Origin of the sequence: Celeribacter ethanolicus, from assembly GCF_002407265.1 — a bacterium.
Lineage (GTDB): Bacteria > Pseudomonadota > Alphaproteobacteria > Rhodobacterales > Rhodobacteraceae > Celeribacter > Celeribacter ethanolicus.
Window position 1 is genome coordinate 3,100,343 of record NZ_CP022196.1, and the last position, 23,132, is coordinate 3,123,474.

The 23,132-nt window shown below is 62.4% G+C and carries 27 protein-coding genes and 1 tRNA gene; 13 read left to right on the plus strand and 15 right to left on the minus strand.

What is annotated here, in order from left to right:
- The first annotated feature begins 12 nt into the window (after positions 1–12).
- Positions 13–801 carry an amino acid ABC transporter ATP-binding protein gene (locus CEW89_RS15300; RefSeq protein ID WP_066707155.1) on the plus strand — a complete coding sequence of 263 codons (789 nt, stop codon included), beginning with the start codon at positions 13–15 and terminating at the stop codon, positions 799–801.
- 45 nt (positions 802–846) lie between these two features.
- Here CEW89_RS15300 and CEW89_RS15305 read toward each other — a convergent pair whose 3' ends face one another.
- The 6 genes from CEW89_RS15305 to ttcA all read right to left on the minus strand — a co-directional run bounded on the left by CEW89_RS15305 (position 847) and on the right by ttcA (position 7,394).
- Complete coding sequence (locus CEW89_RS15305; RefSeq protein ID WP_096806472.1) at positions 847–1,353, minus strand: SixA phosphatase family protein; 507 nt, start codon at positions 1,351–1,353, stop codon at positions 847–849.
- Positions 1,350–2,240 carry an acetylglutamate kinase gene (gene argB / locus CEW89_RS15310; RefSeq protein WP_066707161.1) on the minus strand — a complete coding sequence of 297 codons (891 nt, stop codon included), beginning with the start codon at positions 2,238–2,240 and terminating at the stop codon, positions 1,350–1,352. The genes CEW89_RS15305 and argB overlap by 4 nt, the downstream gene beginning before the upstream one ends.
- 63 nt (positions 2,241–2,303) lie before the next feature.
- Positions 2,304–2,951, minus strand: coding sequence for a ribosome biogenesis GTP-binding protein YihA/YsxC (gene yihA, locus CEW89_RS15315; RefSeq protein WP_096806473.1), 648 nt, complete (start codon positions 2,949–2,951; stop codon positions 2,304–2,306).
- 14 nt (positions 2,952–2,965) lie between these two features.
- A complete protein-coding gene (gene yidC, locus CEW89_RS15320) occupies positions 2,966–4,780 on the minus strand; it encodes a membrane protein insertase YidC (protein WP_096806474.1) in 1,815 nt (604 codons plus the stop codon).
- A gap of 104 nt (positions 4,781–4,884) precedes the next feature.
- On the minus strand, positions 4,885–6,420 hold the full coding sequence (locus CEW89_RS15325; protein WP_096806475.1) for a putative bifunctional diguanylate cyclase/phosphodiesterase: 1,536 nt from the start codon (positions 6,418–6,420) through the stop codon (positions 4,885–4,887).
- A 92-nt stretch (positions 6,421–6,512) separates the two neighbouring features.
- Positions 6,513–7,394, minus strand: coding sequence for a tRNA 2-thiocytidine(32) synthetase TtcA (gene ttcA, locus CEW89_RS15330; RefSeq protein WP_096806476.1), 882 nt, complete (start codon positions 7,392–7,394; stop codon positions 6,513–6,515).
- A 178-nt stretch (positions 7,395–7,572) separates the two neighbouring features.
- Between ttcA and CEW89_RS15335 the strand changes: the two genes are divergently transcribed.
- Positions 7,573–7,905 (plus strand): hypothetical protein, encoded by a 333-nt coding sequence (locus CEW89_RS15335; protein ID WP_096806477.1) that lies wholly within the window; start codon positions 7,573–7,575, stop codon positions 7,903–7,905.
- Here CEW89_RS15335 and yidD read toward each other — a convergent pair.
- Genes yidD through rpmH form a run of 3 tightly spaced genes read right to left on the minus strand, consistent with a single transcriptional unit; the run spans position 7,902 to position 8,764 of the window.
- Complete coding sequence (yidD, locus tag CEW89_RS15340) at positions 7,902–8,159, minus strand: membrane protein insertion efficiency factor YidD (RefSeq protein WP_096806478.1); 258 nt, start codon at positions 8,157–8,159, stop codon at positions 7,902–7,904. The two genes, CEW89_RS15335 and yidD, sit on opposite strands and share 4 nt — an antisense overlap.
- Positions 8,156–8,593 (minus strand): ribonuclease P protein component, encoded by a 438-nt coding sequence (gene rnpA, locus CEW89_RS15345; protein WP_096806479.1) that lies wholly within the window; start codon positions 8,591–8,593, stop codon positions 8,156–8,158. The genes yidD and rnpA overlap by 4 nt, the downstream gene beginning before the upstream one ends.
- A gap of 36 nt (positions 8,594–8,629) precedes the next feature.
- On the minus strand, positions 8,630–8,764 hold the full coding sequence (rpmH, locus tag CEW89_RS15350) for a 50S ribosomal protein L34 (protein ID WP_043868490.1): 135 nt from the start codon (positions 8,762–8,764) through the stop codon (positions 8,630–8,632).
- 306 nt (positions 8,765–9,070) lie between these two features.
- On the opposite strand from rpmH, the gene CEW89_RS15355 reads away from it, so the two are divergent.
- The 4 genes from CEW89_RS15355 to CEW89_RS15370 all read left to right on the plus strand — a co-directional run bounded on the left by CEW89_RS15355 (position 9,071) and on the right by CEW89_RS15370 (position 12,796).
- A complete protein-coding gene (locus CEW89_RS15355; RefSeq protein WP_066707181.1) occupies positions 9,071–9,805 on the plus strand; it encodes a TVP38/TMEM64 family protein in 735 nt (244 codons plus the stop codon).
- The gene (locus CEW89_RS15360) at positions 9,802–11,175 is read left to right on the plus strand and encodes a dihydrolipoyl dehydrogenase family protein (protein WP_096806480.1); all 1,374 of its coding nucleotides are present in this window, start codon (positions 9,802–9,804) and stop codon (positions 11,173–11,175) included. Before CEW89_RS15355 ends, CEW89_RS15360 begins: the two co-directional genes overlap by 4 nt.
- Before the next feature lie 8 nt (positions 11,176–11,183).
- Positions 11,184–12,629, plus strand: a complete 1,446-nt coding sequence (locus CEW89_RS15365) for a sensor histidine kinase (protein WP_096806481.1) — start codon at positions 11,184–11,186, stop codon at positions 12,627–12,629.
- Between the two features lie 90 nt (positions 12,630–12,719).
- Positions 12,720–12,796: transfer RNA gene (locus CEW89_RS15370), tRNA-Arg, on the plus strand.
- Positions 12,797–12,798: 2 nt separating this feature from the next.
- Here CEW89_RS15370 and CEW89_RS15375 read toward each other — a convergent pair.
- The 4 genes from CEW89_RS15375 to CEW89_RS15390 all read right to left on the minus strand — a co-directional run bounded on the left by CEW89_RS15375 (position 12,799) and on the right by CEW89_RS15390 (position 14,516).
- Positions 12,799–13,593: a recombinase zinc beta ribbon domain-containing protein gene (locus tag CEW89_RS15375; RefSeq protein ID WP_096806482.1), complete on the minus strand. Its 795-nt coding sequence runs from the start codon at positions 13,591–13,593 to the stop codon at positions 12,799–12,801.
- Positions 13,594–13,768: 175 nt separating this feature from the next.
- The gene (locus tag CEW89_RS15380) at positions 13,769–13,963 is read right to left on the minus strand and encodes a recombinase family protein (RefSeq protein WP_096806483.1); all 195 of its coding nucleotides are present in this window, start codon (positions 13,961–13,963) and stop codon (positions 13,769–13,771) included.
- Between the two features lie 54 nt (positions 13,964–14,017).
- Positions 14,018–14,194, minus strand: coding sequence for a recombinase family protein (locus CEW89_RS15385; RefSeq protein WP_096806484.1), 177 nt, complete (start codon positions 14,192–14,194; stop codon positions 14,018–14,020).
- Positions 14,187–14,516, minus strand: a complete 330-nt coding sequence (locus CEW89_RS15390) for a hypothetical protein (RefSeq protein ID WP_096806485.1) — start codon at positions 14,514–14,516, stop codon at positions 14,187–14,189. Before CEW89_RS15390 ends, CEW89_RS15385 begins: the two co-directional genes overlap by 8 nt.
- Before the next feature lie 228 nt (positions 14,517–14,744).
- Between CEW89_RS15390 and CEW89_RS15395 the strand changes: the two genes are divergently transcribed.
- A complete protein-coding gene (locus CEW89_RS15395; protein ID WP_096806486.1) occupies positions 14,745–15,581 on the plus strand; it encodes a hypothetical protein in 837 nt (278 codons plus the stop codon).
- Positions 15,582–15,759: 178 nt separating this feature from the next.
- Here the strand turns inward: CEW89_RS15395 and CEW89_RS15400 are convergent, their stop codons facing one another.
- Together CEW89_RS15400 and CEW89_RS15405 are read right to left on the minus strand one after the other, a co-directional pair.
- Positions 15,760–17,118, minus strand: a complete 1,359-nt coding sequence (locus CEW89_RS15400; protein WP_096806487.1) for an ATP-binding protein — start codon at positions 17,116–17,118, stop codon at positions 15,760–15,762.
- A complete protein-coding gene (locus CEW89_RS15405; RefSeq protein ID WP_066710138.1) occupies positions 17,115–17,774 on the minus strand; it encodes a response regulator transcription factor in 660 nt (219 codons plus the stop codon). Before CEW89_RS15405 ends, CEW89_RS15400 begins: the two co-directional genes overlap by 4 nt.
- 144 nt (positions 17,775–17,918) lie before the next feature.
- On the opposite strand from CEW89_RS15405, the gene CEW89_RS15410 reads away from it, so the two are divergent.
- From CEW89_RS15410 to CEW89_RS15435, 6 genes are all read left to right on the plus strand, one after another.
- Positions 17,919–18,239 carry a PepSY domain-containing protein gene (locus tag CEW89_RS15410; protein ID WP_066710137.1) on the plus strand — a complete coding sequence of 107 codons (321 nt, stop codon included), beginning with the start codon at positions 17,919–17,921 and terminating at the stop codon, positions 18,237–18,239.
- On the plus strand, positions 18,232–18,903 hold the full coding sequence (locus tag CEW89_RS15415) for a cytochrome b/b6 domain-containing protein (RefSeq protein WP_066710135.1): 672 nt from the start codon (positions 18,232–18,234) through the stop codon (positions 18,901–18,903). Before CEW89_RS15410 ends, CEW89_RS15415 begins: the two co-directional genes overlap by 8 nt.
- A gap of 186 nt (positions 18,904–19,089) precedes the next feature.
- Complete coding sequence (locus CEW89_RS15420) at positions 19,090–19,443, plus strand: hypothetical protein (protein ID WP_096806488.1); 354 nt, start codon at positions 19,090–19,092, stop codon at positions 19,441–19,443.
- A gap of 37 nt (positions 19,444–19,480) precedes the next feature.
- Entirely contained in the window at positions 19,481–19,951 is a 471-nt protein-coding gene (locus CEW89_RS15425) for a DUF2271 domain-containing protein (RefSeq protein ID WP_066710127.1), read from the plus strand.
- Positions 19,952–19,963: 12 nt separating this feature from the next.
- Positions 19,964–22,171: a PepSY domain-containing protein gene (locus CEW89_RS15430; protein ID WP_096806489.1), complete on the plus strand. Its 2,208-nt coding sequence runs from the start codon at positions 19,964–19,966 to the stop codon at positions 22,169–22,171.
- The gene (locus tag CEW89_RS15435; RefSeq protein WP_096806490.1) at positions 22,152–23,132 is read left to right on the plus strand and encodes an FAD:protein FMN transferase; all 981 of its coding nucleotides are present in this window, start codon (positions 22,152–22,154) and stop codon (positions 23,130–23,132) included. The genes CEW89_RS15430 and CEW89_RS15435 overlap by 20 nt, the downstream gene beginning before the upstream one ends.

Consider the following 23,132-nt stretch of genomic DNA (forward strand, 5'->3'; position numbering starts at 1 on the left):
AAGGAGACGACCATGTCTCAAGCTGTCGAACGTCAAATTGACCGTTCCAACATGACCGTCTCCGACGAGGTGGCCATCCAGATCACGAACATGAACAAATGGTACGGTGAATTCCATGTTCTCCGTGACATCAACCTGACGGTGAACCGGGGCGAACGGATCGTCATCGCGGGGCCGTCCGGCTCAGGGAAATCCACGATGATCCGCTGCATCAACCGTCTCGAAGAACACCAGCAGGGCAAGATCATCGTTGACGGGACCGAGCTGACCTCGGATCTCAAGAACATCGACAAGATCCGCTCGGAAGTCGGCATGTGCTTTCAGCACTTCAACCTCTTCCCGCATTTGACCATTCTGGAAAACTGCACGCTGGCACCGATGTGGGTCCGCAAGACCCCCAAGCGCGAAGCCGAAGAGATCGCGATGCATTTCCTTGAAAAGGTGAAAATCCCGGATCAGGCTCACAAATACCCCGGCATGTTGTCGGGAGGTCAGCAACAGCGTGTGGCGATTGCCCGCTCGCTTTGCATGAAGCCGCGCATCATGCTCTTCGACGAACCGACCTCGGCGCTCGACCCGGAGATGATCAAGGAGGTGCTCGACACCATGATCGAACTGGCGGAAGAAGGCATGACCATGCTTTGTGTGACCCACGAGATGGGTTTCGCGCGTCAGGTGGCAAACCGCGTGATCTTTATGGATCAGGGCCAGATCGTGGAGCAGAACGAACCGGAAGAGTTCTTCAACAATCCGAAATCGGAACGGACGAAGCTCTTCCTGTCGCAGATCCTCGGTCACTGAGGTTTTTGGACATCGCAAAAGAAGGCGCCTCCCGGGGCGCCTTTTTCATATGTCGATCTCTCGTGGGATTGCGAAGTCAAGAACCGGGTTGGCACCATATCGCACCTCGGACCAGTTCTCTGCACCAAGCTCGAACACGGTCGTGGCACAGGTTGGATACCGCAGGAAATCACCGTGCGCGGGCGGGTTTTTGGCGAAGCGTGCGGCGAATTCACCGATTCCGGGATTGTGTGCGATGAGCAGGACCGTCTGGCCGGTCGCTTTCTTCAATTCCTGCAAGATCCGCAGCTCGGAGGCGAGATACAGCCTGTCGATCACGCGCAGCTCGGGCTGCATGCCAAGCCCTTGTGCGACCCGTTCAAAAGTCTGTTGCGTGCGGGTGGCGACCGAGACCAGTGCCTGATCCGGGAAATACCCCTGCGCCTTGAGCCACGCGCCCATCGTCTTGGCATTGCTCTGACCGCGGGCATTGAGTGAGCGGTCAATGTCATCGAGCCGGGGATCGTCCCAGCTCGATTTCGCGTGACGCATCAGGATCAGGCGGCGTGTCATGCCTCGTGCGGCTTGATCCGGGGTTCGGTGTCGCGAATGAGCGAGCCAGCCCCGTGTTCGGTATAAAGCTCAAGCAGGCAGGCATTGGGCGCACGCCCGTCGAGGATGACCACGGCCCGCACGCCGTCTTTCAAGGCATCGAGCGCGGTTTCGGTTTTCGGGATCATGCCACCGGCGATGATGCCCTCCTCCGTGAGCTGCTTGATCTGGGCGGAATTGAGCGAGGTCAGCACCGCGCCATCCGCACCTTTCACACCCGACACATCGGTCAAAAGCAGTAGTCGGTCCGCTTTCAGCGCACCCGCGATAGCGCCTGCGGCCGTGTCGCCATTGACGTTGAAGGTCTCGCCATTCCGGCCCGCGCCCACCGGGGCGATCACCGGGATCAGGTTTTCGTCGCCCAGTTCCTTGATGATCGACGGGTCCATGTCCACCGGCGTGCCGACAAAGCCCAGATCGGGATGGGTCTGTTCGCAGATCATCAGATTGGCGTCCTTGCCGGAAATCCCGACGGCCCGCCCGCCCTGACCGTTGATCGCCTGAACGATGCGTTTGTTCACGAGACCCGAGAGCACCATCTCGACCACCTCGACGGTGGCCTTGTCGGTGACGCGTTTGCCGTTCACGAATTCGGACTGGATATTGAGATCGGCCAGAAGCTTGTTGATCATGGGGCCGCCGCCATGGACGACAACGGGTTTCACGCCGACCTGCTGCATCAACACGACATCACGGGCAAAGCTTTCCATCGCCTCGTCCGAGCCCATGGCATGACCGCCCAGCTTGATCACAACGGTCGCGCCCTCATATCGCTGCAAATAGGGCAGCGCTTGGGAAAGGGTGCGGGCGGTGGCGATCCAGTCTCTGTTCATGTCTTGCTTCTTCATGTTCGGGAATCCAGATGAGGGTTTGCCCCTCAATACAGGCTTCCCGATCCGAGGCCAAGCGGATCAGACGAGGGTCGCAATCACCGCGCGCAGGACATCGACGCCCCAGCCCTTTTCCGAGGAGGTGACGATGAGTTCGGGGTAGGCGGCCGGGTGTTTGGAAATCTTCGCGCGCACCTGTTCGATGACTTGCAGACGTTCGACTTCCTTGACCTTGTCGGCCTTGGTCAGCACAACCTGAAAGGTCACGGCGGATTTGTCGAGAAGCGTCATGATCTCCTCGTCCACCTCTTTCACCCCATGGCGGCTGTCGATCAGAACAAAAGCGCGGCGCAAAGTGGCGCGACCGGACAGGTAGGCCTTGAGCAGGCGCTGCCATTTCTCGACGGTTTTCACCGGGGCCTTGGCAAAGCCATAGCCGGGAAGATCGACGAGGTAATGGCTGTCGGCACAGGTGAAAAAGTTGATCTCCTGCGTCCGGCCCGGGGTGTTCGAGGCGCGGGCAAGCGCCTTGCGCCCGGTCAACGCGTTGATCAGAGACGATTTTCCGACGTTGGAACGGCCCGCGAAACAGACTTCGAGCCGGTCGTCCGGGGGCATGCCGTCCATCGCGACGACGCCTTTGAGAAATTCTGTCTCGCCTGCAAACAGCAAGCGGCCCTTTTCGAGGGCCGCCGCATCTGGTTCAGCGATGGGAAACTGTAGATCCATCGTTATTCACGCCCTCAGGCGCCCTTTTTCTTGAGCCTCAGCGAGCGCAGCACATTGCCGAACACGTCTGGACGGTGACCGTGGCTCCACATGATCAGATATTGCTGCGTGAAGGTGATCGTGTTGTTGCAAATCCAGTAGAGCACCAGACCCGAGGCGAAATTGCCGAGCATGAACATGAACACCCAGGGCATCCAGGCCATGATCATTGCCTGCGACGCATCGGTCGGCGCCGGGTTGAGTTTCTGTTGCAGCCACATCGAGATCCCCAGGAGGATCGGCAACACGCCGAGCGACAGGAAGGCCAGGGCCGAACCGGCCTCCGGCGCCGCGAAGGGCAGCAGGCCGAAGAGGTTGAGGATCGAGGTCGGATCCGGTGCGGAGAGGTCGCGAATCCAGCCGATCCACGGCGCGTGGTAGAGTTCGATGGTGACGAAGATCACCTTGTAGAGCGAGAAGAACACCGGGATCTGCAAGAGGATCGGCAAACAGCCGGAGGCCGGGTTCACCTTGTTCTTCTTGTAAAGCTCCATCATGCCGCGCTGGAGTTTTTCCTTGTCCTCACCGGCCTGTTCCTTGAGCTTCTCCATATCCGGCTGAAGCTCTTTCATCCGCGCCATGGAGACGTAGGATTTATAGGCCAGCGGGAACATGATGCCCTTGATGATCAGGGTCAGAATGAGGATGGACCAGCCCATGTTGCCGATCAGCCCATGCAGCGCGTGCAGAATGCGGAAAATCGGTTTGGTGAAATACCAGAACCAGCCCCAGTCAATCGAATCGACGAAACGGTAGAAGCCGTTGTCATCCTGATAATGTTTGATCGTTTCCCATTCCTTCGCACCGGCGAAGAGGAAGGAGGTGGTCGTCACGCTGGCGCCGGGAGCGACGTCGACCGTCGGCATGCGGGTCTCGACCTGATAGATATTGCCGGCCTCGACGTATTTCGCCACGGAGGTGAAGCTCTGCCCGGGTTGCGGCACAAGAGAGGTCATCCAGTACTTGTCGGTGAAACCGGTCCAGCCGTTGGCCTCAACGGACACGACCGAAACCTTGCCACCTTCGCGTGGGTCGTAATCGAAATCGACGATGTTCTTGTATTTCTCTTCGTCCAGTTCCTTGTCGGAAAGGCGCACCAGACCTTCGTGCAGGACGGGCGAGCGCACGGTGCGCTCCGGCGTGCCGTGACGGGCCACGACGCCATAGGCAAAGAGCCGGGCGGCGGCATCGCCCGCGTTCTCCACGGATTGGGTGATGGTGAAGAGATAATTGTCGTCGATCGAGATTTCACGATGAAAAACAAGGCCCTTGCCATTGTCCCAGATCAGGGAGACGGGGCTGTCCGGGGTGAGTTCCGAACCGCTTTCCACGCTCCAGAGCGTGTTGGCGCCCGGGACGTCCTCAACGGTCAATGCGCCACCGGGGGCCCAGCCATAGGTGGCGTAATAGGGGGTGGCATCGCCGACGGGCTCGAGCAGAGTCACGATCTCGTCGCCGTCGATTTCCGTCTTGTAATCCTTGAGGGACAGATCGTCGATGCGACCGCCGACGAGGGAGAGCGAGCCGATGACACGCGGGGTCTCGATGGCAATGCGCGGCGCCTCGGCAGAGGCAGAAGCCGTTTCCGCAACGGATGGAGCCTCCGCAGTGCCGGTTGCCGCCGGCGGTGCGACGGCGGTCGTCTGCCCGGCGTCAGTATTGGCAACCTCCGTCACCGTCGCATTCGGATCCGTCACGGTCTCCGGCGCGGGGAACAGGATCGTCCACCCAAGCATTACGATGCCGCTCAGCACCACGGCAAGAATCAGGTTCTTGTTTTGATCGTCCATCTAGGCCGCCCGATTTTGGAATTCAGTCTCGGGTGGTTCAACCTCCCAGAAGCCCTGAGGTCAAGCGGTTTCGGCTATTTCCTCAGGAAAATGCCGGAAAGTGATCAACTCGCGCGCCGTCCGATCTGCGGCGCCTGCGCCAGTTTGCGATTGTGGGTTTCCATCCACGCGAGCGTCTGCTCGAAGGCCATCGGGCGGGAGATCGAAAAGCCTTGTACATGATTGCACCCCAACTGGGAGAGCATGGCATGTTCTCCAACGGTTTCCACACCTTCGGCAAGGGTCGCGAGGTCGAGCCGCTCCGCCATGGTGAGAATGGCCGCCAGCATGCTTTGCTGATCCCGATCGAGATCGCAGCGCGATACGTAGGAACGGTCGATCTTGATACGTTTCACGGCGAAACGGCGAATGTTGGCGATGGAGGCATGACCTGTGCCGTAATCGTCGAGATCAATGCCGCAGCCCATTTCCTTGAGCGCCCAGATGTTGCGGGTGATCGTGTCGTTGTCCGAGGAGGAAATGACGCTTTCGAGGATTTCCACGCTCAAACGAGAAGGCAGCAGCTCGAAGCGATCCAGTTCCCATCGAATCTTGTCCACGATTTTCGGATTGGCGAGGTCGGTCGGTGAAAAGTTGACGGCGACGGAAGGGATATGAAAACCGGCGCGATCCCAGGTCTTGAGCGCTTTCAGAGCGTGATAGAGCATCACTTCGCTCAGACGTTCCAGGAGGCCGAGTTCTTCGATATCCGACATGAACTGACCGGGGGTGAGAATGCCCTGTTCGGGATGAGCCCAGCGCGCGAGCGCCTCCATGCCGGAGACCTCACCGGTATCGGTAGAAATCTGTGGCTGGAACCAGGGCAGGATTTGCCCGTTCTCAAGCGCTTCGCCGACATCGGTGTTCAGACTGATGCGGTCGAGTGTGCGTGGCGAAATGGCCGGGGAATAGGCGCGGATCGAACCGGGGCCATTGTGATGCGCATCGCTCAGGGCGATTTCTGCGGCGTCGAGAAAGGCCTGACCCGAGGCGGCGGGGGCGCGATTGGGCATGCAGAACCCGATGGAGGCCGTGGCGAAGATTTTGCTCGCGTTGATCGAGAAGGGTTCGGACAGAGCCGCCTGTAGGCGGGAGGCCAGTTGAATGAGGGATTCGAGATCGGCGCGCCGGACCGGCGCAAGTGCAATGGCGAAACGTGCGCCTTCGAGCCGGGCGATGGTGTCGTGATCGCGCAGAGCATCCTGAAGGCGACGGGTCGCGGCGATCAGGATGTCATCGCTTGCGGAGGCGCCGAATCCCGAGCCGAGCGCACGGAAATCGTCGATCTCAACGACGAGGCAGGCGGTGGTGCGGCCCGTCGTGTCCCGGGCATCAAGAAACTGGTCCAACGTGTCGGTGATCGCCCGTCGCAGGGGCAGTCCGGTGAGGCCATCGCGCGCAACAGGGCCATGGCGACATACACCATTCGTCACGCTCAGAAAGGCCGCGAGCGCTGGCAACAGGAGTGCGCAGGCAATGAGAAGGCTTTCGCCGCCGAACCAATAGGCGCCGAGGCACAGCGCAGGGAGGAAAGCGAGTGTCTGTGGCCCCGTCAGGGCATCGCGCAGGCGGTAAAGCTTGGCTGCGATGTCGTTCGGCATGGTTCTTGTCCCGGTCTGTTCCGTGGCGTCTGTTCTGTGGCCGGACTGGCCTGTGACACCCTGGAACATGCCCCAAGAAAGTGGCCGGTCGGTTAACGCAACCTTGGGATTTCCATAGAATTTTCATCATTCGAATCCGAGGCCGTGCGCTCCGTGCGCGTAAGGCCAAGGAAGTCGAAGAGTTTCGGGTCCATCATATGCGACGGCCGGATGTTGGTCAGGGCCTTGAACATCACCTGACGGCGACCGGGGCTGTTTTTCTCCCAGTCGTCGAGAATCTGTTTGACCTGCTGGCGTTGCAGCCCGTCCTGCGAGCCGCACAGATCGCAGGGGATGATGGGATAATTCATCGCCCGGGCGAATTTCTCGCAATCTTCTTCGGCGACATGGGCGAGTGGACGGTAAACGAACAGATCGCCTTCCTCGTTCACAAGCTTCGGCGGCATGGTGGCAAGCCGCCCGCCGTGGAAGAGATTCATGAAAAAGGTTTCGAGAATATCGTCGCGATGGTGTCCAAGGACGATTGCGGTACAGCCCTCCTCGCGCGCGATCCGGTAAAGGTTGCCGCGACGCAGGCGCGAGCAGAGTGCGCAATAGGTCCGCCCTTGCGGCACCTTGTCCATAACGATGGAATAGGTATCCTGATACTCAATGCGGTGCGGCACCTGCATTTTCTCAAGGAATTCCGGCAGCACGGTCGCGGGGAAGCCCGGCTGACCCTGATCGAGATTGCAGGCCACAAGCTCGACCGGCAACATGCCGCGCCATTTCAGCTCGTAGAGGGCGGCGAGCATCGTATAGCTGTCCTTGCCGCCGGAGAGGCACACGAGCCATTTCGCGCCGCGTTCGACCATGCCGTATTGCTCGACCGCCTCGCGCACATTGCGGATGATCCGCTTGCGCAGTTTCTTGAACTCCGTGGTGGAGGGCGCGCCGTGGAACAGCGGATGGATATCGTCGAGATCATCAAGCATGGCGCGGGAATAGGGCCTTTCCCTCAGTCTCGCAAGAGGGTCAGTGCGCCGGATCAAGGACGAAGATCGTTGAGTGTGAGAGAATGAGCCTGTTTGAAAGAGGGGGTGCATTATGCCTGAACGAGATGTTTCCAATCGTATGAATATTGTTCACATGAAGGTTGTAGCGGGGAAGGAGATGGCGAAGCTCAGAATTGCCATCCCGGATTTGCCCGAGGAGAAGATTGAGGAAACCTGGTTCTGTTCCGTGCCGCATGTCTTCGGGGCGGCCAGAGGCGCTGTGGCCTGGCAGGGAGGGCACAAGCTGGGTCTGTTCGCCATGGCAGATGTGATCTGGGACAAGAAGCTCGGCTATCGGCGCATTCAGGACGGCGTCACGGCCTATGGCGTGCTCGATATTCCCGCAGAGGGGCTTCTGTCGGTGGGTGCCGGGGAGGGGGACCGGCTGAGCAGTCGCACCTGTGGCGTCGGGCACTGGGTGCTTGAGCGCAAGGAAACGAAAGACCGTTAGGCTTTGCGGTCCGGGGCGGCAGATTTGGATTTCGGCTCGGGCACGGGATCGTACCCCATGCCGCCCAGTGGGTGACAGCGCCCGATGCGGCGGACGGCCAGCCATGTGCCCTTGATTGCGCCGTGTTTTTCCAGCGCTTCCATTGCATAGGCCGAGCAGGTCGGCTGATAGCGGCAATTGTGCCCGACGAAAGGCGAGAACGCCTTGCGATAGGCGCGCACGGGCAGGGAGATGACAAAGGCGAGCGGGGTCATTCAGTGTCTCCATGGACTTTCTTCAGGGCATATCTGAGGTCTTTCAGCAGGAGATCAAAGGGCCGCGCGCTTGTGTCGCTCTTCTTGCCGATCAGCACGTAATCCCACCCGTCGCGACCAAGCTCGGGAATCACCAGACGGGCCGCTTCGCGCAGGCGTCGCTTGGCATGGTTGCGGGCGACGGCGTTACCGACCTTTTTGGAGCAGGTATAGCCGACCCGGATGCCCGTGGCGGGCTCCGTGGCGTCGCGTTTGCGGCCCTGCAAGAGAAAGCTCGACGTTCCCTGGCGCCGCGCGCGGGCGGCTTTCAGGAAATCGTTGCGTTTCGACAATGTCACGAGGGGGGATGCATCATGCAGGCATGACAAAACCGCCGACTGCAACCCTTCGGCGTCGGCAAGTGCCTTGTCCTCGGGTGCGTTCGGCGGTGTCATCAGCTTTGCCTGTTCAGGCGGTCCCGGAAGCGCGAATTACGCGGAGAGGGACTTGCGGCCACGAGCGCGGCGCGCGTTCAGAACCTTGCGGCCGGCTTTGGTGGCCATACGGGCACGGAAGCCGTGACGGCGCTTGCGGACGAGGTTGCTCGGTTGATAGGTGCGTTTCATCGCGCCATCTCCATCGGTTGCGTTGGGGCCCAAACCCGATCGTCACTGCCGATCTGGCGCATGACAAGGGATTCGAAGGCGAGTAATCGTTCGAAGCCCTGCCAATAGGAGGCTCGCGGGCGGTTGTCAATTCTCATGCGCCGGAAATCTGTAACAAAATGGCCGACACGATGGTTGATAAGGGGCAAAGCCCTGACAGATGATCACCGGCGCGTGAGACCTGCGGCGAAAGACTGGCGCAGTCCTGCCGGATTGCGCATGCTGGCACAACCCTTGTGATGGACCCTGCGACAGAAAGGCGGGCTTGTGCAAAGCGACACGGATCGACGCGGCAAACGGCATCTCTGGGCGCTGGTGCTTTTTGCGCTTTGTGCGGTGATGCTGGCTGTGCTGTTGCGCGGGCATCTGAGCTTCGAGGCTCTGTCGGCGAATCGCGCCGGGCTCGTTGCCTTCACCGAAAGCCATCGAGCGCTTTCGGTGCTGGTCTTCGTTGCGATCTATACCGGCATCGTTGCGCTGTCGCTGCCCGGGGCGACGGTGTCCACGCTTACGGGCGGTTTCCTGTTCGGGCTGTTCCCGGGGGTGCTGTTCAACATGACGGGGGCGGTGCTCGGAGCGTCTCTTCTGTTCCTTGCGGCGCGCTGGGGGCTTGGCGATTGGCTTGCGTCCCGAATCGACGCCTCGGAGGGGCGCATTCATCGCATCAAGCGGGGCATCGACGAAAACCAATGGTCCATGCTGTTCCTGTTGCGGTTCCTGCCCGTGGTGCCGTTTTTCGTCGCCAACCTTCTGCCCGCCCTGTTCGGCGTACCCTTTCATCGCTTCGTGATTTCCACCGCGCTGGGCATCGTGCCGGGGGCTCTGGTCTATACCTCTGTCGGCGCCGGGCTGGGCGAGGTGTTCGAGCGAGGTGAGGCGCCCGATCTCGGAGTGATTTTCGAGCCCTTCATTCTTCTGCCCCTGTTGGGCCTCTGCCTGCTCGCGCTTCTGCCGGTTTTGTGGAAGGCTTGGCGCAAGGGGGCCATGGTGGAGCGCGCATGAAGACGATCAGGACCGACATTTGCGTCATCGGGGCCGGGTCCGGCGGGCTCTCCGTTGCGGCGGGTGCAGCCCAGATGGGCGCGCGGGTCGTGCTCATCGAGAAGGGCGAGATGGGCGGTGATTGTCTCAACACGGGCTGTGTGCCCTCGAAGGCGCTGCTGCATGGCGCCGCATCCGGGATGAGCTTTTCCGAAGCCATGGTCCATGTGCAACAGACCATCGCCACCATCGCGCCGCATGACAGTCAGGACCGGTTCGAATCCCTTGGCTGCACCGTGATCCGGGAAGAGGCGCGGTTCACCTCGCCGAAACGCGTGGAGGCTGGAGATACGCGGATCAAGGCGCGCCGCTTCGTCATTGCCACGGGATCGCGGCCCTTCATTCCGCCCATCCCCGGGTTGTCGGACGTGCCTTATCTGACGAATGAGACGCTCTGGACCCTGTCCGAATGCCCCGAGCATCTCATGATTCTCGGCGGCGGTCCGATCGGCATGGAAATGGCCCAGGCCTTCGTCCGGTTCGGGGCCAAGGTGACGGTGATCGAGGTGGGCCGGGTTTTGGCGCGGGGGGATGTCGAGGCGGCTGGTCTGGTGAAACAAGCCCTGATCGCGGAGGGCGTCCGCATTCTTGAAGAGATAGAGGTCAGCGAAGTTGCGGGGCAGGGCGGGGCGATCTCTCTCTCCCTCTCGGATGGGTCGCGCCTTTCCGGTTCGCATCTTCTGCTGGCCGCCGGACGGCGCGCCAATTCAGAAGAGCTTGGGCTTGAGCACGCCGATGTGGATCGCAGCAAAGACGGTATCCAGGTGGGCGCGACTCTTCGGACGTCGAACCGCCGCATCTATGCGCTGGGCGATGTGCTGTCCGATCATCCGCGCTTTACCCATGTCGCGGGCTATCAGGCCGGGGTGGCGATCCGGGGGCTGCTGTTCGGTCTTCCTGCCAAGCTGCGCGCGGGTCATATTCCGCATGCGACCTATACCGACCCTGAGCTTGCCCAGATCGGGGTGATCGAAGAGGCGGCGCGGGCGCTTTATGGTGACGGGCTCGAGGTGGTGCGGGCGGAGCTTCTGGGCAATGACCGGGCCATCGCGACGGGCCGGGCCGGGCCGGGGTTCATCAAGCTCATGGTGGTCAAATCGCGGCCCGTCGGCGTGACCATCGTCGGGCCTGAGGCGGGTGAATTGATCGCGCTTTGGTCGCTTGCGATCTCGGCAAAGCTCAAGATGAGCCAGATCGCAGGCATGATCGCGCCCTATCCGACATTGGCTGAGCTTAACAAACGTGTGACAAGTGCCTATTTTATCCCGAGACTTTTCGATAATCGAAAGCTCAAACGGGTCGTGCAAGTGATTCAGAGGCTTTTGCCATAAGGGACAGGATGAAACTGCCGCGGTTTCTCAATACGCTGACGGGACGGTTCCTGATGTTGACGGTCATCTTCGTGATGGCCGCCGAGATCATGATCTTTGTCCCTTCCGTCGCGCGGTTCCGTGAGGATTTCCTGTTGTCGCGGCTGGAACGCGCCCAGATCGCCTCTCTTGCGCTTCTTGCCAACGACAGTCTCGATATGGACCTCGAAGACGAGCTTCTCGCCAATGCCGGTGTCTATAACGTCGTGCTGCGCCGCAACGAGATTCGCCAACTGGTGCTCTCGTCTCCGATCCCTGAGCAGATCCACGCCACTTACGACCTGCGCGACGCGAGTGCATTGGAGTTGATCCGCGATGCCATGGTGACGCTGTTCGATCCCGAAGAGCGTGTGATCCGTGTGATCGGCGACCCGGTGAAACAGGCGGGGCTTCTGATTGAGGTGACGCTGCCGACCGCGCCTTTGCGCATTGCGATGATCGACTACGGGTTGCGCATTCTGCTCCTGTCTGCCGTGATCTCTTTCCTCACCGCCGGGCTGCTTTTCCTCGCGGTGCGTGCCCTCCTTGTGCGCCCGATCAAGCGGGTGGTCCATGCGATGACCTCCTATGCCCAAGCGCCCGAGGACACCCGGCGGATCATCGAACCCTCCGCCAAGGTTGCCGAGCTACGCGAAGCCGAAGCGGCGCTCAAGGCGATGGAGACGGAACTGACCGCCTCTCTGCGGCAAAAGGAACGGCTGGCGCAATTGGGCGGGGCGGTGGCGAAGGTGTCGCACGACCTGCGCAACATTCTCACCACGGCTCAGCTTTTCACCGACCGGCTCGAAATGTCGGAAGACCCGGCGGTGACCCGCTCCGCCCCAAAGCTGGTGAATTCGATCCAGCGCGCGGTGAACCTCTGTGAGACCACGCTGGCCTTCGGCAAGGCGGAGGAACCCGCACCGACCCTCACCGGCGTGCGCCTGGCCGAGCTCGTGGCCGAGGTGATCGAAGGTGAGCGTCTCGCCATCGGCGATTTCGACCTGTCCTTTGCCGAGGACATCCCTGCCACCATGGTGGTGCGCGCGGATCGCGAGCAGATGCATCGGGTGCTTTCGAACCTCGTGCGCAATGCCCGACAGGCGATCATGGCGACCGGCGAATGCGGTGAGATTTCCGTTGCCGGGCGCGAGGACGAGGGGGAATGGGTGCTCTCGGTCACGGACACCGGACCGGGGCTGCCGCCAAAAGCACGCGAATACCTGTTTCAACCCTTTCAGGGCGGCACGCGCAAGGGCGGTTTCGGTCTTGGGTTGGCAATCTCTGCCGAACTCGTCCGGGGGCATGGCGGGCGGTTGCTGCTCAAGCGCAGTGACGAGACGGGCACAGCCTTCGAGCTTCATCTGCCGAAAGGCTTTTCGATCTCGGTGCCGGGACAGGCGGGAATGTCCGTCTCAACCGAGGCCGCCGAATGACAATCGCACGCGCGATGATAAGTTTTTCAAAAAAATGACAAAGGCCTCTTGCGCCCCCCCGCGACTCTCTGTACATCGCCCCTACCCCGCGCGCTGGTAGCTCAGTTGGATAGAGTACTTGACTACGAATCAAGGGGTCGGGGGTTCGAATCCTCCCCAGCGCGCCATTTCACATTTTTCCACCTGAAACACCTCTAAAGCCTTGAATGGTAAGGTAGTTTTTGGAGTTCGAATACCTTTCTCTCGGGAATAGATAATTGGCTCCAAAAAGACCAATCTTAAGACGATCCGCTTCCACGCAAAATTCCCCTCCTGCCAAATCCTTTGTGGGCTTGATAAAAATGCGAGGGCGAGTTCGTAATACGTCCCTTTGCGTGTTTTTTCTTCCTGCGGTTTGTATCCGCTCTTTCATCACCAGCTTTTCCTGTTCCAAGGCGCTGATTTTCTTTTCATAGGCGGCAATCACCGCAGGCTGGTTGCTGTCCATGATCCGTTCCACGAGATTGGCAATCTGTCCGTTGAGCTTGACGAGCTGGCGCTTGGCGTCTTCCCGCGACATGTTCTCCAAAGCCGAGCGTGCCGCCCATGCATCCGAGACCATGCGTTGAAGCAAGTCGAAGAACCCTTTGGTCGGTTGCAGCGTGCCAAGAAATGCTTCGAAGTCTTCCTCGACCTTGGCGCGACGAATGCTTTTGCGGTGACTTGGACAGCCTTTTGTCTTGCACCAGTAATACGGGTGCTTCGCGCCGGTCTGGCTGGTCGAGAAACAAGCCGTCATGGGCTTGCCGCAGTCTTCGCAGAGCAGAAACCGACGCAACGGAAAGGTCTCGTCAATATCCACGCGCATTGGGGCTGTTGGTTTGCCGTTCAGGCGGTCCTGAATTTGGCAATAGGTCTCATAGCTGATCAGGGGCTCATGGAAGCCCTGACACAAGGAAATACCCCATGAAGGGGTGTCGACCATGTCCGCATAAACGGGACGGGCAGTATGTCGTGAATACGTTGAGGGTGGATGGTGTTTTTTGGATGCTGCGGGTGCTTCTGCAAAAAGCGGCGCACCTCTGTCGGGGTCTGAAAACGCCCCGAGGCATAGCCTTCCAATGCTGCCTGACCGGAAGACGCCGCAGGTTCATTGTGCATCAGAAGTTTGCCATGCTCACGACTGCGCTGATCGCGATCGCCGCACTGAACACCCAATAGCCCTTTTCGATGCGAGCGCGCATCTTTTGCAATGTCTGATGGCGGTTATGTTCCCGTTCCAATTCGCCTTGGGCTGCGAAGATGGTTTCGGCAAAGCGCCCCTCGGGCGTATTTCGAGGGTGACGTTCAGGCATTTCACCTTGGCCCCACGGGCGGAAAGTTCAGAAGCGCGACCATGCCGGGGCGTTTCACGACTGTCCCTCTGACGCATCATCGGGAAAGACCACCGCAACGTCATAGCCTTTGGCCTCGGCATATTGCCGACACCGCTGCTCCTGAGATTCCAATCCACCGCCAGAGAGCTTCTGTTTGGTCGAAGAGGCGCGGCAGTAAATAAGGGCTTGTGTTGGGGTGGTATCAAACATCGGGACTCCCTTCTCCTGCCTGTGGTGTGCTGTCCAAAGGCATGGTGTCGTTTTGATCTGTTGGTGTTACCTCACAGTCTACCACATCGCTGTACGGTGGGGCAGGCAAAGAGATGTCTTGTCCACAGACATGCTGGACGGGATGGACGCCAAATCCGAGATCGACAAAGCTCACGACAATCGCCCAGAGGGCTTCGATCAGCTCTTGTTTGTCCTGATCGGAAATCTCTTCATTCTCGAAGAACGGCAGATAGGCGTCCCAGTCGATGGTGAGACGCGGCGGTGCGGTCTCTGGGTTAAAATCTGGGGGTGTGTCGGTCATGTTCCGTGTCCTTTCTGCCTGTTTGTGCGTTACTTTGGTCTCCTCTGTTGAGTTCCTGCATTGCATGCACGCAAGAACAAAATAAGAACATAATAGGATAGTAGTCCTATTTTCCAAAGCGTTATTTGCACTTAATGATAGTGACTGACCTGAAAATAAGCTGGTCAGAATGGCAAATCATGAGGCAGACTGCGGGTAAGAACGGGTATTCGGCAGCAGGAATTTTTTGTGGATATTGATTGGCTGAAGGCGTCTGAAGAGGAGCGCATGCAGCTCTATAAATTGACTTTTAATGTGGGGAAGCTTCTCAATCTGACGGTGTATCAGATCATGGATGCCGCTCTCGGGCGGAAGATCGCGATGGGAAAGGATTATGTTGCGAACTTTCGCAAAGGTAAAATCCGACGGGCCTATGCGAAGCTAATTTATAAATGGCTGACGGAGCATCATTTCGATCTTCTCCTTCAAATCGCTCCTGAGAAATTCCCAGAAACGCCAGAGCAACGCTGGCAGGCTATTCTTGAAGAGCGAGTGCGATCGGATCGGTTTCGGCTGGTGCTGATTCCAAAATCCATGGGTATCGTTGAACGTGAAAGCCAGTTGAAACCCGCAGACATGATTATGAGACTGGGGGAGCGGTTTTGCTTTGAGTTGGACAGTGAGGTATTCGCGAAAAACAGGACTGATGTGCAAGGGAACAGGCCGCATGAACGACCGCCCGTCACAGATCATCAACCCATGCTCGCTGTTCCATGCAGGTCCGGCCCAAGCCACCTGCGCCCATCAGGTATCAGCACGGCACCAGGCCGCAAAGCAACGAAACCCGGCGGGTGCAACATGGCGACAGAGCTGGAAAACCTGCTTGGACAGCTCCGCGCAAAACGTAAAACGGCCCACCGACATCAACGTCGAAACAACCGCCAGCGCTCTTTCCCCATAGTATCACCAAGACCCTCGCGGCTTCCTCCTTGGGAGCTTTTCCAACGCGGGTCGTTCGCCCGCCAAAACGCCACCCTTACCCCGCGACCCGCATCAGAAAACCTTCACCTTAGCAGTCGTTCGTGAAACCCGCAGCGAACGACGGCAACAAGCCGCCCCAAGCTGAAGGGAGCACCGTCGGGCGCTCTGTGGACCCCTTCGGGCGTTGGATAGCTCTACAGCAATGGCAGGTTCCCGCCGCTTGGGCGACGATGATCCGGGCTGCGCGGCTGGCGCTCCCAGAGTTACCGGCACTTGTCGCGGACTACGCGTCGACCACAAGCCCGGACCCGAGAACATCGGTCGGCAACCTGAGCGATGCTTCGAAACCGGAAGATCCACCAGGTCGCGGCGATTTCAATACGAGCGAGCTTCCGATCCGGTCTGCGATGGCCGCAACGATGGCAAGGCCAAGCCCGCTGCCATCGGTGCTTGCATTCGCCCGTTCGAAGCGCGTCGTGAGGCGGTCTAGAGTGTCGCGCGGGAGGACCGGGCCATCATTCGCGACGGAAAGCATCCCGTCCGCGGTCAACGTGACGTCGATCGTCGTGTTCTCGGCTCCGTGACGGAGCGCGTTTTCCATGAGGTTGCGGCACAGGATGGCGAAGGCGTCCGGGTCGATATCGGACATGACGGCTGTTCCTGGCAGCCTAAGCGCGATGCGCTCCTTCGCAATGGCGCGTCCGAGATCGTCTACCACCACACGGGCGACCGCCCTCAGGTCAGCGCTTCGGTCCACCCGCAGCCTCCCGCCTTCCGCCCGCGCGAGCTGCATGAGGCGTTCAGAGAGTCGGGTCAGACGTTTGAGTGTCGCCTCGATCTCAGAGGCACGAGCTTCGGTCGCCGGCTCGTGCGTCTCCGTTTTCAGCCGCTGTGCCTGGGCGATTGCGCCGGCCAGCGGCGTGCGCAACTCATGCGCGGCATTGGCCGCGAAGCTGCGTTCGGCCTCGAACGCCTCGCGCAAGCGGGCCAGCAGGCTGTTCAGGGTTTCGGTCAGCGGACCAATCTCCGTCGGCAGATCACCCGCAGGCACCTCCGACAGGTCTCGGGCGCCACGCGCCTCGAGCCGCGCACGGAACCGGCGCAGGGGATCCAGGCTGAAGCGGACCGCCAGGATGATGGCCGCAAGCGCGACCGGCAGGACGATCAGCAGCGGCAGGCCGAGCCCCATCCGGATCTCACGCGCGACCGACGCGCGATGGGCCAGCGGCTCGGCCACGGTGATCCGGATCGTGTCCTGAAGCGCCGCGTCGCTGTAGAGCCGGTGGGTGGTGGTCTGCCGAAACCCCTGACCGTCCCAAGGTGGGAACACGGCAGGGTCGGCCGCGTGCGATTGCAGCAGGATGCGCCCCTCGGCATCGCGCACGAGGTAGGTGAAGAATTCGTCGTGCTCCCGGATGGGCGCGAGCCGCTGCGTCACGCCCTGATCTTCCCGCCCGACGATATCGGTCACCGCAAGCGGCAGGATCCGTTCCGCAGTCTCCCGCAGGGCACTGTCGAAGACCTCGTCCAGCTCGCCCCGGACGATCACGGCCGTTACCGTCGCTGCGAGCAGCCACAGCACCGTAAGCGCCAGGCCGAGCGACAGGCCGAGCCGGCCCTGAAGGCTCGCAGGCCATTTCATGATTTGCCGAGCCTGTAGCCCATGCCGCGCTCGGTCTCGATGACCGGAGCCCCGAGCTTCTTGCGCAGGCGGCTGACATGGACCTCGATGGTGTTGCTCTCCACCTCGGCATCGAAGGCGTAGAGCTTCTCCTCCAGCTGTGCCTTGGACAGCAGTTGACCGGGGCGTGCGAGGAAGGCGTCGAACAGCGCCCATTCCCGTGCCGTCAGTTGCACTGGTTTGCCATCCCGGTGAACGCTGCGCGCGGCGAGGTCGATTTCAAGCGGCCCGTGGCTGACGATGGGGTTCGGGTTGCCGCTGTAGCGCCGGGCGACTGATCCGATCCGGGCGGAGAGCTCGGCCAGATCGAAGGGCTTCACAAGATAGTCGTCGGCGCCCGCGTTCAGCCCCTCGATCCGATCCGAAACCTGGTCGAGCGCGGTCAGGATGATGACCGGGGTCACGTCTCCGCGCGCGCGCAGGCTCTTCAGGAAGCCGATCCCGCGACCGTCCGGCAGCATCAGGTCGAGCAGGATCAGGTCATAGGACGCGGATTTCAAAGCGTCGCCGGCCGCATCGAGGCGCATCACCCAATCGACCGACTGACCATCGGCCGCGATCTGGTCGCGCACCGCCGCGCCAAGCACCGTGTCGTCCTCGATCAGCAGGATGCGCATGCTCGTTCCCGTCCTCTTCCGATGACCCTCCATGATCCGTCTGGCTGACACGAAGCTGAAGCGGGTGGTCGCGTCCCTTCAGGCTGCCGTCAGCTTCGCCGCGCATGAATTTCGTCAAGATGGCCGCATCGAGGAGTGTACCCCATGAAGAAGACATTGACAATTCTCGGCTTTCTCGCGGTCTTCCCGGCCGGAGTCGCGCTGGCGGACGACGACTGCTTCGTGCCGATGGCCGGCTGGCAGCCGCGCGACGCCGTCGCTCGATTGGCCGAGGAAAACGGCTGGACGGTGCGCCGCATCAAGATCGACGACGGCTGCTACGAGATCAACGGCCGCGACGCCGAGGGGCGCCGGATCGAGGTGACCGTTCATCCGGCGACGCTCCAGGTGATCGAGTTCGAATACGAGGACGAGGACGACGACGATCGCCCCCGCCGGGATCGCGAAGGAGGCAACGATGACTGACGCAATCTCACACCAAGGGCCAGAGATGAGCACGGGGCCAAGCAGCAAGGTCCGTGTCTGGGATCCGCTGGTCCGCGTGTTCCATTGGGGCCTGGTCGCAGCCTTCGCGACCGCATGGCTGACTGCGGACGAGCTGCAACCTGTCCATGAGTTCGCAGGCTACGCCGTCGCCGCACTTGTGGCCTTCCGGCTGGTCTGGGGCCTCGTCGGCAGTCGCTACGCGCGCTTCGCCCAGTTCCTGAAAGGCCCTGGCGAGACGCTGGCCTATCTCGGGGACATGACCCGCGGACGCGAGCGGCGCTACCTCGGCCACAACCCGGCGGGCGCGGCGATGGTCGTGGCGCTGCTGGTTACGCTGTCGGGGACGGCTTTCACCGGCTGGCTTATGGAGGACGAAGCCCGTCTGGCGATGCTTCCGTCCGTGCCCGCCATCGTGGCGCCCGCCTGGGCCGACGACGACGGTGAAGAGCGGGAATACGGCGGGCGGGGCGAGGTCGAGGGACCGCTGAAGGAGGTCCATGAGACGCTTGCCAACCTGATGCTGCTGCTCGCCGCGCTGCATGTGGGCGGCGTCGTGCTGGCATCCTTCCGTCACCACGAGAACCTGGCGCGCGCCATGGTGACGGGCGACAAGCGCGGACCCGGTCCCGGCGACATCGCCTGACGGCACCCATACTCAAGGCCGACGGTCCCTTCGGCCCCGCCTGGCCTCGCCCTCACGGGCGGGGCCTTTTTTCGTCCGAAGCCGCTCTCTTCCTGACGGCAAGCTGAAGCGGGAATCGCTGCCGCGTCAGGAAGCCCTCAGGTCGCGTCTCCAGATTGTGCTCAGCAGACGAAAGGAGACTCTGCCATGAAAAAGACCCTGACACTTCTGGTCGCGTCCACGGCGCTGACCACCGCGATCGGCGTCCCCGCCTGGAGCGCGATGCAAGCCCCATCCGACGTCCTTCGGCCCGTCGCCGCTCTCTTCGATGACGCCCCGCAAGCGATGCCGCTCGTTCTCGCAAGCGACGATGACGACGACGACCGCTGGCGGGACGGTTCGCGTCGCGGCCACGACGACGATGACGATGACTGCGACGACGATGATGACGACGACGATTGCCGGGGCGGCGCCCGCAGTCCCGCGCCCGCAGGCTCCGTCGCCCCACCGCAGAACGGCCTCTTCGGGACCGGCGCACCTCCGCAGGTTCAGGTCAACTGAACCGCTCCGAAGCCCCCTCCGAACAAGGATCAACCCGATGAAATCGCTTCTCGCAACGCTCGCGCTCACCACGGCGCTGACGCTTCCCGGCCTCGCCATGGCGCGGCCGGTGACGCTCACCACGACCCTCAATAATTATGGGGGCGACGGGGCCTACCTCGCACTCTACGTCACCGACGCGTCCGGCGCCTATGTCGGCAGCCTGTGGATGGCCGGCGGCAAATCCAAGTATTACGAGCACCTGAGCGACTGGTACCGTGCCACCGGCGGCGACACCGCGCAGGTCAACGGCATCACCGGCGCCAGCGTCGGCGCGGGCCGCACGCTCGAGATCACGCTCGACCTGGCCGACGCGCTGTTCGATGCGGGCTACACGTTCCACATCGACGCGGCGGTCGAAGACATGCGCGACAGCCCGAACGAGGTGGCGGTTCCGCTCACGACCAATGGCGCTGGCACGCCGGTGACCGGCCGCCGCTACATCGCCAGCTTCGCCTACGACATGTGAGGAGCCGGGGCCATGATCCGTGCACTCCATCGCTGGCCGGGTCTTCTGGCCCTCGCGCTCGTCACCATCCTGAGCCTGAGCGGCGCGGCGCTGTCGGTCTTTCCCGCGGCCGAGTGCATCGCCGCGCCGCAGGCAGAAGCCGGACTGACCGTTGCCTCTCTCGCGGACCGCATCCACGCGGTCTATCCGGGCGTCGAGCAGATCCGCCGATCACCCTCGGGCCGGATCACCGCCTACTGGTTCGATCAGGGTGCGCCGGGCGCCGCCGTGATCGACCCGGCGACGGGCGGGGGCGTGGCCTCGGCCGACCCGAACCAGGCCGAACGCTGGCTGACCAACCTGCACCGGTCGCTGTTCCTCGGGGATGGCGGCCGCATCGCAATGGCTGCAGGGGCTGCCGCCATGCTGGTCCTCTCGCTCTCCGGTGCCGCGCTTGTCGTGCGGCGGGCGGGCGGATGGCGGCACTGGTTCGCGCGCCTGCGTGGTCTGCTCGTGGGCAGGCTGCACGTCGAGATCGCCCGGATCGCCGTCGTCGGCCTCGTTCTGTCCTCCACGACCGCCCTCTGGATGACGGCGTCTACCTTCGATCTCCTGCCGGATGGAGGCGCCATAGCGGCCGCCCCGACCGAAGTCAGTGGAGAGACGGGGTTCACGCTGGACCGGATACCCACGCTGCAGCAGACGCCCGTCGCCGAACTGCGCGAGCTGAGCTTTCCTTATCCCGGCGATGCGACGGACGTGTTCACGCTCAAGACGGACCGGGGAACCGGATACCTCGATCAGGGCGACGGGGCGTTGCTGGCCTGGGCCGACCTCACGGGGTGGGAACGCGTTTCCGAAACCATCTACATGCTGCACACCGGACAGGGCGCGGCGACGCTCGGCCTCGTGCTCGGGCTCATGGCGCTCAGCGTACCCGCAATGGGCGCGACCGGCGTCCGGGTCTGGCTCGCCGGGCGACGCGGTCGGCCGCGCGTCCGGGGCAATCAGCCCGTGGGACGCGCCGAGACGATCCTGCTTGTCGGGAGCGAGGGCGGCAGCACCTGGGGCTTCGCCGCGACCTTGCAGGCCGTACTGACAGAAGCCGGGCAGAGCGTCCATGTCGGCCCGATGTCGGCCTTCACGCCGGAGCGCTACACCAGCGCCCAGCGGATCATCCTGCTCGCCGCGACCTATGGCGACGGGGCGGCGCCCGCGTCGGCGAAAGGCTTTCTCGACCGGCTGAACGCGTCTGACCGCGCGCCGAACATCCCTCTGGCAGTGCTCGGCTTCGGCGACCGGAGCTTTCCGGCCTATTGCGCCTTCGCCAAGGACGTCGCGGCAGCGGCGCAAGCGAAGGGCTGGCCCGAACTGCTGGCTCTCGACACCATCGACCGGCAATCGCCGCAGGATTTCGCGCGCTGGGGCCGCGCGCTCGGAGACGCGCTCGGGATCGACCTCGACCTGTCGCACCAGCCCGTCCTGCCCACCACCGAGACGCTGACCCTCGTCTCGCGGCGCGACTACGGCGCCGAGGTGCAGGCGCCGACGGCGATCCTGCGGTTTGCCCTTCCCCGCGTCTTGCTCTGGCAACGGCTGATCGGGGGCGGCTTCGCTCGGTTCCAGGCGGGCGACCTGATCGGCATTCTGCCCAAAGGTGGCACCGTCCCGCGGCTCTATTCACTCGCCTCTGGGCGCCGCGACGGCTTCATCGAAATCGTGGTCAAGAAGCACCCCGGCGGGCTCTGCTCGGGTCAGCTCACGGCGCTGGAGCCCGGCGACACGGTGAGCGGTTTCCTGCGCCCCAACCCCGGCTTCCGTCCGGGGCGGAGCCGGGCGCCGCTGATCCTGATCGGCGCGGGGACCGGCATCGGGCCGCTTGCGGGCTTCATACGCGGCAACGCGCGTCGCAGGCCCGTTCACCTCTTCTTCGGCATGCGGCATCCCGACAGCGATTTCTTCTACGGCGAGGACATCGCCGGCTGGCAGGACGAGGGTCGTTTGACCGGGCTGGTCACGGCCGTCTCACGCGGGGCGCGTCCGCACTACGTGCAAGACGCGCTGCGCAGCGAGGCCGCCCAGGTCGCGGACCTCATCCGCAACGGCGCCCGCGTGATGGTCTGCGGCGGGCGCGACATGGCAGCCGGCGTGGCCGACGCGCTGGCCGAGATCCTCGCGACCTCCGGGCTGACGCCGGCGGTCCTGAAGGCGGAGGGGCGGTATGTCGAAGATGTCTACTGAACGGGTGAAGGTTGCCCTGAACGGACCGACGATGGGCACGCGCTGGTCCGCGTTGTTCTTCACGGAGCCCGAATTTGACAAGGCCCCGGTCCGCGCGGCGCTGCAGGGGGCCGTGGACGAGGTGGACAGGCAGATGTCGACCTGGAACGCGGGCAGCGACCTGATGCGGGTCAACGCGGCGCCGGTGGGCGAATGGGTGGCGGTGCCTGCGCAACTGTCCGCAGTCCTGCGCCTTGGCCTCGAGATCGGGCGCGCCTCGGGCGGGGCGTTCGACATCGGCATGGGCGACGCGGTGACGGCCTGGGGCTTCGGGCCCGGGGATGCAACATCGGCTGGCATCTGCGCCGCGATGCAGACCGCGCGCCGCCCGGCACATAAGGTGCTGGAGAGCGATGGCGACAGGTTCCGCAAGGCCGCGCCCATCGCGCTCGACCTCAACGGTATCGCCAAAGGCTACGGCGTCGACCGGCTCGCCGAGACCCTGCGCGATCATGGGATCGCCGATGCCCTTGTCGGGATCGATGGCGAGATGCGTGCAATGGGCCTCCGGCCGGACGGCGAGGCCTGGACGATCGCGGTCGAGGCGCCGGACGCCAAGCGCCGGACGCCGCATTCGATCCTCGCGCTGCAGCATGCCGCCGTCGCCACCTCGGGCGACTACCGTCACTGGGTCGAGGTGCAGGGGCGCCGCCTGTCGCACACGATGGACCCGAGGCGCGGTGCGCCGCTGATCGCGTCACCGGCCTCCGTCACCGTCGTGGCTCGAACCTGTGCCGAGGCCGATGCGTGGGCAACCGCGCTCATGGTGCTCGGGCCGGACAAAGGAGCCGAACTCACAAGAAAACAACGGCTCGACGCCCTGTTTCTTGTGCGTAATGATATAGGAAACGTAAGGAGCGTAGGAGTCGGACGACTGTTTTCCGAAAAGCCAGCGGCAATCGCCTCAGCCGAGGGGAAATGA

Coding starts and splice junctions, on each gene's coding strand:
- CEW89_RS15300 (WP_066707155.1), top strand. CDS start 13: ATGTCTCAAGCTGTCGAACGTCAAATTGACCGTTCCAACATGACCGTC.
- CEW89_RS15305 (WP_096806472.1), bottom strand. CDS start 1,353: ATGACACGCCGCCTGATCCTGATGCGTCACGCGAAATCGAGCTGGGAC.
- argB (WP_066707161.1), bottom strand. CDS start 2,240: ATGAAGAAGCAAGACATGAACAGAGACTGGATCGCCACCGCCCGCACC.
- yihA (WP_096806473.1), bottom strand. CDS start 2,951: ATGGATCTACAGTTTCCCATCGCTGAACCAGATGCGGCGGCCCTCGAA.
- yidC (WP_096806474.1), bottom strand. CDS start 4,780: ATGGACGATCAAAACAAGAACCTGATTCTTGCCGTGGTGCTGAGCGGC.
- CEW89_RS15325 (WP_096806475.1), bottom strand. CDS start 6,420: ATGCCGAACGACATCGCAGCCAAGCTTTACCGCCTGCGCGATGCCCTG.
- ttcA (WP_096806476.1), bottom strand. CDS start 7,394: ATGCTTGATGATCTCGACGATATCCATCCGCTGTTCCACGGCGCGCCC.
- CEW89_RS15335 (WP_096806477.1), top strand. CDS start 7,573: ATGGCGAAGCTCAGAATTGCCATCCCGGATTTGCCCGAGGAGAAGATT.
- yidD (WP_096806478.1), bottom strand. CDS start 8,159: ATGACCCCGCTCGCCTTTGTCATCTCCCTGCCCGTGCGCGCCTATCGC.
- rnpA (WP_096806479.1), bottom strand. CDS start 8,593: ATGACACCGCCGAACGCACCCGAGGACAAGGCACTTGCCGACGCCGAA.
- rpmH (WP_043868490.1), bottom strand. CDS start 8,764: ATGAAACGCACCTATCAACCGAGCAACCTCGTCCGCAAGCGCCGTCAC.
- CEW89_RS15360 (WP_096806480.1), top strand. CDS start 9,802: ATGAAGACGATCAGGACCGACATTTGCGTCATCGGGGCCGGGTCCGGC.
- CEW89_RS15365 (WP_096806481.1), top strand. CDS start 11,184: ATGAAACTGCCGCGGTTTCTCAATACGCTGACGGGACGGTTCCTGATG.
- CEW89_RS15375 (WP_096806482.1), bottom strand. CDS start 13,593: ATGGTCGACACCCCTTCATGGGGTATTTCCTTGTGTCAGGGCTTCCAT.
- CEW89_RS15380 (WP_096806483.1), bottom strand. CDS start 13,963: ATGCCTGAACGTCACCCTCGAAATACGCCCGAGGGGCGCTTTGCCGAA.
- CEW89_RS15385 (WP_096806484.1), bottom strand. CDS start 14,194: ATGTTTGATACCACCCCAACACAAGCCCTTATTTACTGCCGCGCCTCT.
- CEW89_RS15390 (WP_096806485.1), bottom strand. CDS start 14,516: ATGACCGACACACCCCCAGATTTTAACCCAGAGACCGCACCGCCGCGT.
- CEW89_RS15400 (WP_096806487.1), bottom strand. CDS start 17,118: ATGAAATGGCCTGCGAGCCTTCAGGGCCGGCTCGGCCTGTCGCTCGGC.
- CEW89_RS15405 (WP_066710138.1), bottom strand. CDS start 17,774: ATGCGCATCCTGCTGATCGAGGACGACACGGTGCTTGGCGCGGCGGTG.
- CEW89_RS15410 (WP_066710137.1), top strand. CDS start 17,919: ATGAAGAAGACATTGACAATTCTCGGCTTTCTCGCGGTCTTCCCGGCC.
- CEW89_RS15415 (WP_066710135.1), top strand. CDS start 18,232: ATGACTGACGCAATCTCACACCAAGGGCCAGAGATGAGCACGGGGCCA.
- CEW89_RS15420 (WP_096806488.1), top strand. CDS start 19,090: ATGAAAAAGACCCTGACACTTCTGGTCGCGTCCACGGCGCTGACCACC.
- CEW89_RS15425 (WP_066710127.1), top strand. CDS start 19,481: ATGAAATCGCTTCTCGCAACGCTCGCGCTCACCACGGCGCTGACGCTT.
- CEW89_RS15430 (WP_096806489.1), top strand. CDS start 19,964: ATGATCCGTGCACTCCATCGCTGGCCGGGTCTTCTGGCCCTCGCGCTC.
- CEW89_RS15435 (WP_096806490.1), top strand. CDS start 22,152: ATGTCGAAGATGTCTACTGAACGGGTGAAGGTTGCCCTGAACGGACCG.